Consider the following 12414-nt stretch of genomic DNA (forward strand, 5'->3'; position numbering starts at 1 on the left):
GGCCATGGCCGTGGACAATCACTGTAGCGCTGCTGAATACAGCGCCATTACTCAACTGGCAGCGCTTTGCATGCGCACCGCGCCACGGCGGGTTTGCCCGGCTGCGACTACACAATTACGCCCCGCCCCCTTGGCGGCGTACAGCGCCTGGTCGGCGGATTTGAGCACCTCGTCGGGGCTGCGCTGCTCGGCCTGGCGCTCGGCCACGCCGATGCTTACCGTCACCGACACACTGGATGCTCCGCTGCCCGCACGGCGTTGGCGGCCTTGATGGTCGTCCTGGGGGCGGTCCGGGTTGCGCAACTTGATGTCGTAGCTGGCGATGATCTCGCGGATCTCCTCCAGGTGCGGCATGCACTCATCCAAGGTCTTGCCGGCAAACACCACGGCAAACTCTTCACCGCCGTAACGGTAGGCCCGCCCACCACCGTTGACCTTGGACAGCTTGCTCGCCACCAGGCGCAGCACCTGGTCGCCGACGTCGTGGCCGTGGGTGTCATTGAAACGCTTGAAGTGATCGACGTCGCTCATCGCCAGCACATAGTTACGCCCCAGCCGCTGCATGCGCTCGTTGAGCGCACGTCGCCCCGGCAAGCCGGTGAGCTCATCACGGAACGCCATCTGATACGCCTCGTGCGCCACCCCCGCAGCGATCATCAACATCACCTGGCTGCACATGATGTTGAGGGTGAACGGCAGGATGAAGGTTTGCGGCAACATCCAGAACATGCCCAGCAACCCCACCAGTTGCGCGGCGTGCAGCGGGCGCGGCTGGTACCAGTATTGGGCGGCCAGGGTGAGAAAACCGATCAGGAACATCGGGTACGAGAGCTGGATCAGGCTCATCCACGCGCCGTGCAGCATCGGCCAGCGAATCTCCGCCAACCAGCCCAGCAAGGCCTGGGGAAAACTCTGCTCCAGGGCCAGCGCCACACTGCCCACCGCCAGCAGCACCGCGCAGCGGGCGACGAAGTCACGAAACAGATGGGTTTTTTCCTGCCACAGCGCATAAATGCTGAACAGCAAGGGCAACAGCAGGCAACACAGGTGGAACACCACCGCAGCGTCTTCACGCACGCGGCCATTGTCGCGGTAGAAGTCGGTCTGGGTGTCCAGCAGGAAATAGGCGACGTACACCGTGACCATCAGGAACAGTTCACGTTGGCGTCGATACACCGCGCAGTAAGCGCCACCGAGCAGCAGAACCAGGGTGGGCAGTACGTTGAACAGCGAGGTGAAGAAGACGCTGAGGTCCTTGACGTACGCAGCCGAGAGCCCGGCCAGCAACAGCAGCAGCGAAGGGAGAAAATGGCTGAAACGTACAGCGGACACGCGTGACAAGGGTAAAACTCCGACCCGCAAACAAATAATGGCACTGTGCCTCTAAGCGGTCAGTTAAGCACAACTGACCGGGCATGTATCACATTGCCATCACTGTAACGGCAGCTCATCGCAATCCCTGAGTGCGTTACTGCGGTTTTTTATGCGCGCCTTCTGTAGGAGCGAGCTTGCTCGCGAAGATCCCATAGGCACCGCGCTTATCCAGAATGCCCGCGTTATCGTTAACGACCTTCGCGAGCAAGCTCGCTCCTACACAAGGGCAAAAAAAACCGCCGCTTCCCGAAGGAGGCGGCGGTTTTTAGAAGAACCGGGTAAGGCTTAGTAAGCCAGGCCGAAGTCTTCTTCTTTCATGTCCATCAGGTTGTTGGCGCCCGACAGCATGGTTGCCACGTGGGTGCGGGTACGCGGCAGGATGCGTTGGAAGTAGAAGCGCGCAGTCTGCAATTTCGCGGTGTAGAACGCCTCTTCGCTGGTGCCGGCGGCCAGTTTCTCGGCAGCCAGGCGTGCCATGTCGGCCCAGAAATAAGCCAGGCACGCGTAGCCGGAGTACATCAGGTAGTCCACCGAAGCAGCACCGACTTCTTCACGGTCTTTCATCGCGGCCATACCGACCTTCATGGTCAACTCGCCCCACTCTTTGTTCAATGCCGCCAGCGGTGCCACGAACTCGTTAACCGCTTCGTTGCCTTCGTTGGCCTGGCAGAACTTGTGCACGATCTTGGTGAAGCCCTTGAGCGCTTCGCCTTGGGTCATCAGCACTTTACGGCCGAGCAGGTCCAGCGCCTGGATGCCGGTGGTGCCTTCGTACAGCATCGAAATGCGGCTGTCGCGCACGTTCTGCTCCATGCCCCACTCAGCGATAAAGCCGTGGCCACCGTAGATCTGCACGCCGTGGTTGGCCGATTCAAACCCGACTTCGGTCATGAACGCCTTGGCGATCGGGGTCATGAAGGCCAACAGGGCATCGGCCTGCTTCTTGGCTTCGTCGTCGGTGCCGTACTTGACGATGTCTACTTGCTTGGCGGTGAAGTACACCATTGCACGGTTACCTTCGGCGAAGGCTTTCATGGTCAGCAGCATGCGGCGTACGTCAGGGTGCACGATGATCGGGTCAGCGGCTTTATCCGGTGCTTTCGGGCCGGTCAGGGAGCGCATTTGCAGGCGGTCACGCGCATATTTCAAGCCGCCCTGGAAGCCGATCTCGGCGTGGGCCAGGCCTTGCAGCGCGGTGCCCAGGCGAGCGGTGTTCATAAAGGTGAACATGCAGTTCAGGCCTTTGTTCGCCGGGCCGATCAGGAAACCGGTGGCCGCGTCGAAGTTCATCACGCAGGTGGCGTTGCCGTGGATGCCCATCTTGTGTTCCAGGGAACCACAGGTGACCGCGTTGCGCTCGCCCACCGAACCATCGGCGTTGGGCAGGAACTTGGGCACGATAAACAGCGAGATACCTTTGGTGCCAGCCGGCGCGTCCGGCAGGCGGGCCAGTACGATGTGGACGATGTTGTCGGCCATGTCGTGTTCGCCGGCCGAGATGAAAATCTTGGTACCGGAGACTTTGTAGGAACCGTCAGCCTGAGGCTCGGCCTTGGTGCGCAGCATGCCCAGGTCGGTGCCGCAGTGTGGCTCGGTCAGGCACATGGTGCCGGTCCATTCGCCCGACACCAGCTTGGTCAGGTAAGCGTCTTGCTGCTCGGGGGTGCCGTGCTCGGAAATGGTGTTCATCGCGCCATGGGACAGGCCAGGGTACATGCCCCACGACCAGTTGGCTTCGCCGACCATTTCGCTCACGGCCAGGCCCAGGGATTCCGGCAGGCCTTGGCCACCGTGCTCCACGTCGTGGGCCAGGCTTGGCCAGCCGCCTTCGACGAATTGTTTGTAGGCTTCTTTGAAACCCGCAGGGGTTTTAACGCCTGACTCACTCCAGGTACACCCTTCGATGTCGCCCACGCGGTTCAACGGTGCCAGTACTTGCTCACAGAACTTGGCGCCTTCTTCGAGGATGGCGTCGACCATGTCCGGAGTAGCGTCCTGGCAAGCCGGCAGGCTCTGATAGTGCGCTTCATAACCGAGCAGTTCGTCACGAACGAAGCGAATATCACGCAAGGGGGCCTTGTAGTCAGGCATAGCGATAAACCTCTGCTGATGTATCTGGGATGAACAACCGCGTGGATTTGTTATGGCGGTCAAACAGGTGTTTGAAACATACGTTTACGACCCAGGGTTGTCAAGCGTCGGCCAGATGCCGTTTGTCTTGACGCGGGTCAGCGTCAGGCACGGCGAGGCCTGCGGCGGGATGCCTCATGGATTTAAGGACGAGCAGAATGTCGCAGAACGACTGTGGGAGCGGGCTTGCCTGCGATGCAGGCGCCAGGGTGTATCAGGCAGTAGCGTTGATGCTATCGCAGGCAAGCCAGCTCCCACAGAGAGGAGCGGGCGTGCGATAGATAAGTTAAGCGTAGGTATCGATCAAGGTACCGAGCATTTCATCCGAAGCCTTGGCGACTTTCGCCCCCAGTTCGACTTGAAACTTGCCCTGGGCCATTTCCACCATGTTGCTCGCCGAGTTGGACGCTTGGGCGCGGTCATTGGCTTGCAGACGGTCGCTTTGCGCGGCCGATGGCTGGGTGGTCGCGGCGCTGGCAATCTTGCCGGCCGCCTGGTCGACGCGGTTCTGCCCGGTCTGAATGGTGCTCAGCCCCGAATAAAACGCGCTGCTTCCGGAGATGTCCATGGCGTAAGCCTGCCTTTGAGAAAATCGTGAAGCCCGATTGAACCAGACATCCTGGCAAAAGGCCCGTCAAAAACACTAATGGCATATTGCCTTATCGATAGCCAAAATCAGTCAAGCAGGTCCAGCTCCAGGTACTCGGCCACGGCGGCGGCCCCGGCATGTTTGAGTTTCGGCACTCGCCCCAGGCAAGGCGCGGGCAGGCGCTCAGCCAGGGTGGCGAGGTTTTCTTCCAGACGAGAGGTCTTGGGGTCGATGATATTTGCCACCCAGCCCGCCAGCGGCAAGCCATCCCGTGCGATGGCTTCGGCGGTGAGCAACGCGTGGCTGATGCACCCCAGGCGCACGCCCACCACCAGGATCACCGGCAGCTTGAGCGCCATGGCCAGGTCCGACAGGTTGGCCTGGTCGGCCAAGGGCACGCGCCAACCGCCTGCCCCTTCGATCAAGGTGAAGTCCGCGCCCCGTGCCAGGACCTGCTGCATCGGTTTGAGCAGCGATTGCACCGTGAGCCCGACGCCCGCCTCGCGCGCCGCCAGATGCGGCGCGATAGCTGGCTCGAAGGCCACCGGGTTGACCTCGGCATAACTGAGCGGCACGGAACACTCGGCCAGCAACGCCAACGCATCGGCATTGCGCAGGCCCTGGGCCGTCAGTTGGCAGCCCGACGCCACCGGTTTTCCGGCAGCCGTGCTTTTGCCGGCGAGCCTGGCGGCATGCAACAGGCCAGCGGCGATGGTGGTTTTGCCAACATCGGTGTCTGTACCGGTGATGAAGTACGCGGCGCTCATAACGGTTTCTCCAGTACGGCATACACCACCTGGTACGTGGCGGGCAGGCCCTGGGCCTGGCGGAACTGCTCGTAGGCCTCTACCAACGCGACAATCCGCGCACGGCCCGTCAACCCTCCCGGGCGGCCTGGGTTGAGGTTGTGGGCGCCCAATGCCTTGAGCTCATGGGTCAGGCTACGCACATCCGGGTAATGCAACACATGGGGCTGTCGCTCCAGGCTGATCACGCGCAAACCACTGGCCGCACACAGTTGCTGATAAGCCTCGAAGGTGCGGAAGCGATTGACGTGGACCAGGCCATCCGCCGCCCGCCAACTCTCGCGCAGCTCATCCAGGGTGCCTACGCACAGGCTGGCAAAGGCCAGCACGCCACCTGGTCGCAGCACACGCCTGGCTTCACTGAGCACCGCATCAAAATGGGCACACCACTGCACCGCGAGACTGGAGAAGAACAGCTCGAAGCTGTCAGCTGCAAGCGGCAAGCGTTCTGCATCGCCGGCTATAAAGTGCGCAGCGCCACCCCGTGGACGCGCGTGGTTGAGCATGCCCTCGGCAATATCCAACGCCACACCCTGGCTACCGGGCAAACGCTCGCCCAATACGCGGCTGAAGTAACCCGTGCCACAGCCCATGTCCAGCCAACGCTGGGGCACCAGGCCGTGCGGCAAGCGGCTGAGCAGTTCATGCCCGACCGCACGCTGCAACTCGGCCACGCTGTCGTAACTGGCCGCCGCACGGGAGAACGAGGCCGCAACCTGGCGCTTGTCCGGCAAGCCCCCAGGCAAGGGCGGGTGGGATAGGTCAGTCATCAACACACTCATGCAAAAAAGCCTGGATAGCCCCGGCTACTCCGTGAGGGTCTTCCAGAAGAAACGCGTGACCGGCCTGTTCAATCAGGCCGATTTCTACATCGGGGAGCAAGGCCAGCAGGTCGCTGGCGGCTTCGGCAGGCACCAGCTCATCCAGGCCGGCAAACAGGTGCAACTGAGGGCCGCGAAAAGCCTGCAAGGCCGCCCGCGTATCCAGTTGGGCCAGCAGTTCCAGGCCGGGCATCAAGACGCTGGAGGAAGTATTCGGCGCACCGCTGACCAATAAGCGCGACAAGCCGCGTGGGTCTTCGGCCCCCTTGGCACACAACAGGCCAAAACGCTTGAGCGTGACTTGGGAATCGGCGTGGCAGCCGGCCAAAAATGCATCGAAGGTTTCGGCAGGCATCCCGTGAGGCCAGCCGTCATGGGCGACGAAACACGGGTTGCTCGCCAGGGTCAGCAAACCGCAGCACCGCTCGCCACGGCGTGCCGCCAACTCGGACGCGAGCATGCCGCCCAGCGACCAGCCCCCGAGCCAGGCATTGTCCGGCAGCGTCGCATCGAGTTCGTCGAGCCATTCACCGAGTTCGCTGGCCTCAAGCGCCGGCAAGGGTTCGATCTGTACCTGCAAGTGCTCGTTCAGGCCATGCAACGCAGCGGCCAACGGTTCCAGCGGTGACACACCCAGGCCCCAGCCCGGTAGCAGGATCAGTCGATTACGCATGGCCAGACTCCGAGTCGCCTAATAAGCGAAAACACGCTTGCAACCCTTCTAACAGTAGCTGCACCTGCGCTTCGCTGTGGGCTGCCGTCAATGTCACCCGCAGACGGGCACTGCCGGCGGGCACCGTCGGTGGGCGAATGGCGGTCACCATCAGGCCGCGCTCGCGCAGCATCTGCGACAGGCGCAGTGCCCGGGCGCTGTCACCCACCAGGATCGGCTGGATCGGCGTAAAACTGTCCATCAACGCCAGGCCTATCTGCTGCGCGCCATGACGAAACTGGCGGATCAACGCGTTGAGGTGCTCGCGTCGCCAATGTTCGCTGCGCAGCAGTTCCAGGCTTTTGAGGGTGGCGCAGGCCAGTGCCGGCGGTTGGCTGGTGGTGTAGATATACGGACGGGCGAATTGGATCAGGCTTTCGATCAAGTCTTCACTGCCGGCCACAAAAGCCCCCGCAGTGCCGAACGCTTTGCCCAAGGTGCCAACCAGCACGGGCACGTCGTCCTGGCTCAAGCCGAAATGCTCGACGATACCGCCGCCATTGGCGCCCAGCGGGCCGAAGCCATGGGCGTCATCCACCATCAGCCAGGCCCCTTTGGCCCGGGTTTCACGGGCCAGCGCGGGCAGGTCGGCAAGGTCGCCGTCCATGCTGAACACACCGTCGGTGACCACCAAGGTATTGCCGGTGGCTTTCTCCAGGCGCTTGGCCAGGCTACCCGCGTCGTTATGCAGGTAGCGGTTGAAACGCGCACCGGACAGTAAGCCGGCATCCAGCAAAGACGCGTGGTTAAGCCGGTCTTCCAGTACCGTATCGCCCTGCCCCACCAGCGCCGTGACCGCGCCGAGGTTGGCCATGTAGCCGGTGGTGAACAGCAAGGCACGCGGGCGACCGGTCAAGTCAGCCAGGGCTTCTTCCAGCTCATGGTGCGGTGTGGCGTGGCCCACCACTAAATGCGAAGCGCCACCGCCCACGCCCCAGCGGGACGCACCGGCGCGCCAGGCTTCGATCACTTGCGGGTGATTGGCAAGGCCCAGGTAATCGTTATTGCAGAACGCCAACAACGGTTGCCCGTCCACCACCACCTGCGGGCCTTGGGGGCTCTGCAGCAAGGGGCGCTGGCGGTAAAGATGGTCGGCACGGCGGGCAGCGAGGCGCGCGGCGAGATCGAATGACATGCTGGCCTCGATTCAACAGGTTCAACTGCGTCCAATGTGGGAGCTGGCTTGCCTGCGATAGCGGTCCTTCTGACACTTCTACGCTGAAAGTGCCGCCGTCATCGCAGGCAAGCCAGCTCCTACACTGGAATGCATTCCAAAGGTGGTTACACCACAGCGTTGTAGAACTGCTCGCTGCTCTTTTGCTCCACCAACGCCTGCTCGATCGCCGCCTGGTGCACTTCGTCGGCATGCTCTTCACGGGCTTCGGGCAGGATGCCCAGGCGTGCGAACAATTGCATGTCCTTGTCAGCCTGGGGGTTGGCGGTGGTCAGCAGTTTGTCGCCGTAGAAGATCGAGTTGGCGCCGGCAAAAAACGCCAGGGCCTGCATCTGCTCATTCATGGCTTCGCGGCCGGCCGACAGGCGCACGTGGGACTGCGGCATCAGGATGCGCGCCACCGCCAGCATGCGGATGAAATCGAAGGGGTCGATGTCATCGGCGTTTTCCAACGGCGTACCCGCTACCTTCACCAGCATGTTGATCGGCACCGATTCCGGATGCTCCGGCAGGTTAGCCAGTTGGATCAGCAAGTTGGCACGGTCATCGAGAGATTCGCCCATGCCGAGGATGCCGCCCGAGCAGATCTTCATCCCCGAATCACGCACGTACGCCAGGGTTTGCAGGCGCTCGCTGTAGGTGCGGGTGGTGATGATCGAGCCGTAAAACTCCGGCGACGTATCGAGGTTGTGGTTGTAGTAGTCCAGGCCGGCCTGGGCCAGGGCTTCGGTCTGGTCCTGGTCGAGGCGACCAAGGGTCATGCAGGTTTCCAGGCCCATGGCCTTCACGCCTTTGACCATTTCCAGCACATAGGGCATATCTTTGGCCGATGGATGCTTCCACGCCGCGCCCATGCAGAAACGCGTCGAACCGATGGCCTTGGCGCGCGCGGCCTCTTCGAGGACCTTCTGCACCTCCATCAACTTCTCTTTTTCCAGGCCAGTGTTGTAGTGGCCCGACTGCGGACAATATTTGCAATCTTCCGGGCAGGCGCCGGTCTTGATCGACAGCAGGGTCGAGACCTGCACGCGGTTGGCGTCGAAATGCGCGCGGTGCACGGTCTGCGCCTGGAACAACAGGTCGTTGAAGGGCTGCACGAACAAGGCTTTGACTTCAGCTAAAGACCAATCGTGACGCAGGGTGGCAGAGGTGCTGGCGCTCATGGGCGATTCCTTGATTATGCTTTGGCAAGCGCTGTGGGAAGGGCAATACCCACAGGCACGACACGGATGCTCGGCATATTTAAGGAAGATTCATGCACTGTCAACCTGAGTACAAACATCAAGTTTACATCTGGTTAAAAAGCATACAACTCTGCCTGATTTGCGATGAGAGCACTGAATCAGCCGAGGCCGTGTGCAGCGCCTGCGAAACAGAATTGCCATGGCTGATGGAACAATGCGAGCGTTGCGCACTGCCCTTGCCCATGGATGGGTTGATCTGCGGCCAGTGCCAAAAACAGCCTCCGGCCTTTCACCAAGTGATCGCGCCATGGACCTACAGCTTTCCAGTGGATACCCTGATCAGCCGCTTCAAGCATCAGGCGCGTTGGCCGCTGGGGCACCTGTTGACGCGCCTGCTGGGGCAGCACTTGCAACATCGCTTCGATAACGCCGAACTGGAGCGCCCCAACTGCCTGCTGCCGGTGCCCATGGCGCGTAAACGCCTGCGCGAACGCGGCTTTAATCAAGCGTTGATGCTGGCCCGCTGGCTCAGTCACGCCCTCGACATTCCCATTGATGAACACGCGCTGTTGCGCCCCCATGAAACCGTGGCGCAGCAAGACCTCGATGCCAAGACCCGCAAACGCAACCTGCTCAACGCCTTCGCACTGGCCCCCGGCATCCGGGTTGCCGGGCAACATGTGGCGCTGGTAGACGACGTCCTCACCACCGGCGCCACCGCCCACGGCTTGGCGCGCTTGTTGATAAATGCCGGCGCACGCCAGGTGGACGTGTATTGCCTGGCCCGTACGCCCAAGCCCGGCAGCTGACTTGACTCCCCTGCGCCAGCGCGGCAACGTCGGCGCATCTCACCCAAGCGTATCTGCCATGTCTGTGCCCAGCCCTCTCAACCAACACATCATCCGCCGCCCCCAGCGCATTGCCTTGCTGGGGCATATCGCTGAGCAAGGTTCCATCACCCGTGCGGCCAAGAGTGCCGGGTTGAGTTACAAGGCCGCCTGGGACGCCATTGATGAGCTGAACAACCTGGCGCAAAAACCGCTGGTGCAACGCAGCGTCGGTGGCAGGGGCGGTGGCGGCGCCAAACTGACTCAGGAAGGCGAACGGGTCCTGCGCCTCTATCAGCGCCTGCAACTGCTTCAGGCCGAAATCCTTGGCTCGGACGAAGCGGCCAGCGACTTCAACCTGCTGGGCCGCTTGATGCTGCGCACCAGCGCGCGCAACCAATTGCACGGCCAGGTCAGCGCCATAGAGAGCCATGGCCACAACGACATGATCCGCCTGCAACTGGCCGGAGGCCTGCACCTCGACGCGCAGATTACACACGACAGCACCCTGCGCCTGGAACTGCAGACCGGCGTGGAAGTGGTCGCGCTGATCAAGGCCGGATGGCTGGAATTACTGGCGGAGGGGCAAACCGAAACACTTGGACACAATTGCCTGGAAGGCAGTATCGAGACCATTCGCGCCGCCGAAGACGGCCCCAGCGAGGTACGTATCACCCTGCCCAACGGCCAAGTGTTGTGCGCGCTGGCGCAGCCCGTCGCACTCAAGGCCATCGACGCAGCGCAGGGCCAGCCGATCCGCGTGCAGTTTGCACCCAGCCATGTATTGCTCGGCACCCCGGTGTAACGGGCCCGCGTCTTCAAGCTGCAACAATTCGGTCACAAGCGCTGCTTAAGGTGTCTGCAAAAACCTTAAGGAGCCTGTGATGAGCCTATTAGAAGAAAACCAAGCCACCGACCTTGAACAGATGGTGGGCCTGACCCGCCGTCGCTTTATCGGCGCAGGCGCCCTCTGCGGCGCCGCGATGTTCCTTGGCGGCAACCTGTTGAGCCGTAGCGCGCTGGCGGTGAATGCCGCTTCCGCCAGCCCGCTGCTCGGGTTCACCAGCATTGCCGCTGCCACCAGCGATACCATCACCCTGCCACCGGGCTACAGCGCTTCGGTGCTGATCAGTTGGGGCCAGCCCCTGCACAAGCACGCCCCGGCTTTCGACCCGTCCGGCCATGGCACCGCCAAGGCCCAGGAACAACAGTTCGGCGACAACAACGACGGCATGAGCCTGTTTCCATTCTCCGGCGACGACAACCGCGCGCTGATGGCGATCAACAACGAATACACCAACTACCGCTACCTCTACGCCCACGGCGGCGCGCCGCAATCGGCCGAAGACGTGCGCAAAGCCCTGGCCAGCGAAGGCGTGTCGGTGATCGAAGTACGCCGCCAGGGTGACACCTGGCAGTTCGTCCAGGACTCGCGCTACAACCGGCGCATCCACGGCAATTCACCGCTCCGCTTGAGCGGCCCTGCTGCCGGCCATGATTGGCTGAAAACCAGCGCCGACAAGACCGGCAAAAAAGTCCTCGGCACGTTCCAGAACTGCGCTAACGGCAAGACGCCGTGGGGCACTTACCTGACCTGCGAAGAAAACTTCACCGATTGCTTTGGCAGCAGCAACCCGCAGCAAACCTTCGACGCCGGGCAGAAGCGCTACGGCGTGGTGGCCGCCAGCAAGGACATCAACTGGCATCAGCACGACCCGCGCTTTGACATGGCCAAGAACCCCAACGAACTCAATCGCCATGGCTGGGTGGTGGAAATCGACCCGTTCGATCCGCAATCCACCCCGGTCAAGCGCACGGCCCTGGGCCGCTTCAAGCACGAGAACGCAGCCCTCGCCGAAACCCGTGACGGCCGCGCCGTGGTGTACATGGGCGACGATGAGCGTGGTGAATTCATCTACAAGTTCGTCAGCCGCGACCAGATCAACCACAACAACCCCAAGGCCAACAAAGACCTGCTCGACCACGGCACCTTGTACGTGGCGATCTTCGACGCGGGCGACGGCAACGCCGACCACCCCAAGGGCAAAGGCCAGTGGGTTGAACTCACCCATGGCAAAAACGGCATCGACGCCAGCAGCGGGTTCGCCAACCAGGCCGAGGTGCTGATTCACGCGCGCCTGGCCGCCAGCGTGGTGAAAGCCACACGCATGGACCGCCCGGAATGGATCGTGGTCAGCCCCACCGACGGCCAGGTCTACTGCACCCTGACCAACAACGCCAAGCGCGGCGAAGAGGGCCAGCCCGTAGGCGGCCCCAACCCACGGGAGAAAAACGTCTACGGCCAGATCCTGCGCTGGAAAGCCGACGCCGATAACCACGGTGCCACGGACTTCACCTGGGACTTGTTCGTAGTGGCCGGCAACCCCGGCGTACATGCCGGCAACCCCAAGGGCGGCTCGTCCAACATCAACCCGCAAAACATGTTCAACAGCCCCGACGGCCTGGGCTTCGACAAAGCCGGGCGCCTGTGGATCCTCACCGATGGCGACTACAGCAACGCCGGCGACTTTGCGGGCATGGGCAATAACCAGATGCTGTGTGCCGACCCGAGCACCGGTGAAATCCGTCGTTTCATGGTGGGGCCGGTGGCGTGTGAAGTGACGGGGATCAGTTTTTCGCCGGACCAGAAGACGCTGTTCGTGGGCATTCAGCACCCAGGGGAAACCGGTGGTTCGACCTGGCCGGAACACCTGCCCAACGGCAAGCCGCGCTCCTCGGTGATGGCGATTCGACGGGATGACGGCGGGATCGTAGGCGCCTGATAGGCCGCTATCGC

Annotated in this window: 11 protein-coding genes; 3 read left to right on the forward strand and 8 right to left on the reverse strand. The window is 62.2% G+C overall.

The window, feature by feature from the left end; all coding sequences use genetic code 11:
* Positions 1-51: 51 nt before the first annotated feature.
* The 8 genes from QK296_RS10130 to bioB all read right to left on the reverse strand — a co-directional run bounded on the left by QK296_RS10130 (position 52) and on the right by bioB (position 8769).
* Positions 52-1341 (reverse strand): GGDEF domain-containing protein, encoded by a 1290-nt coding sequence (locus QK296_RS10130; protein WP_034133917.1) that lies wholly within the window; start codon positions 1339-1341, stop codon positions 52-54.
* A 318-nt stretch (positions 1342-1659) separates the two neighbouring features.
* A complete protein-coding gene (locus QK296_RS10135; protein WP_003194790.1) occupies positions 1660-3465 on the reverse strand; it encodes a phenylacyl-CoA dehydrogenase in 1806 nt (601 codons plus the stop codon).
* Between the two features lie 325 nt (positions 3466-3790).
* Positions 3791-4072: a hypothetical protein gene (locus QK296_RS10140; protein WP_020302162.1), complete on the reverse strand. Its 282-nt coding sequence runs from the start codon at positions 4070-4072 to the stop codon at positions 3791-3793.
* A gap of 107 nt (positions 4073-4179) precedes the next feature.
* Positions 4180-4860, reverse strand: coding sequence for a dethiobiotin synthase (gene bioD / locus QK296_RS10145; protein ID WP_034133919.1), 681 nt, complete (start codon positions 4858-4860; stop codon positions 4180-4182).
* Positions 4857-5669, reverse strand: a complete 813-nt coding sequence (bioC, locus tag QK296_RS10150; RefSeq protein ID WP_034133920.1) for a malonyl-ACP O-methyltransferase BioC — start codon at positions 5667-5669, stop codon at positions 4857-4859. The genes bioD and bioC overlap by 4 nt, the downstream gene beginning before the upstream one ends.
* Positions 5662-6393: an alpha/beta fold hydrolase gene (locus QK296_RS10155; RefSeq protein WP_003194797.1), complete on the reverse strand. Its 732-nt coding sequence runs from the start codon at positions 6391-6393 to the stop codon at positions 5662-5664. Before QK296_RS10155 ends, bioC begins: the two co-directional genes overlap by 8 nt.
* Entirely contained in the window at positions 6386-7567 is a 1182-nt protein-coding gene (gene bioF, locus QK296_RS10160; protein WP_120247547.1) for an 8-amino-7-oxononanoate synthase, read from the reverse strand. The genes QK296_RS10155 and bioF overlap by 8 nt, the downstream gene beginning before the upstream one ends.
* Positions 7568-7713: 146 nt before the next feature.
* Complete coding sequence (gene bioB / locus QK296_RS10165; protein ID WP_014720209.1) at positions 7714-8769, reverse strand: biotin synthase BioB; 1056 nt, start codon at positions 8767-8769, stop codon at positions 7714-7716.
* A 92-nt stretch (positions 8770-8861) separates the two neighbouring features.
* On the opposite strand from bioB, the gene QK296_RS10170 reads away from it, so the two are divergent.
* From QK296_RS10170 to QK296_RS10180, 3 genes are all read left to right on the forward strand, one after another.
* A complete protein-coding gene (locus QK296_RS10170; protein WP_282390878.1) occupies positions 8862-9599 on the forward strand; it encodes a ComF family protein in 738 nt (245 codons plus the stop codon).
* A gap of 58 nt (positions 9600-9657) precedes the next feature.
* Positions 9658-10422, forward strand: coding sequence for a TOBE domain-containing protein (locus QK296_RS10175; protein WP_282390880.1), 765 nt, complete (start codon positions 9658-9660; stop codon positions 10420-10422).
* A 79-nt stretch (positions 10423-10501) separates the two neighbouring features.
* Entirely contained in the window at positions 10502-12400 is a 1899-nt protein-coding gene (locus QK296_RS10180; RefSeq protein ID WP_057710288.1) for a PhoX family phosphatase, read from the forward strand.
* Positions 12401-12414 lie beyond the last annotated feature (14 nt).

Source organism: Pseudomonas sp. AL10 (assembly GCF_029960685.1).
GTDB lineage: Bacteria > Pseudomonadota > Gammaproteobacteria > Pseudomonadales > Pseudomonadaceae > Aquipseudomonas > Aquipseudomonas lactis.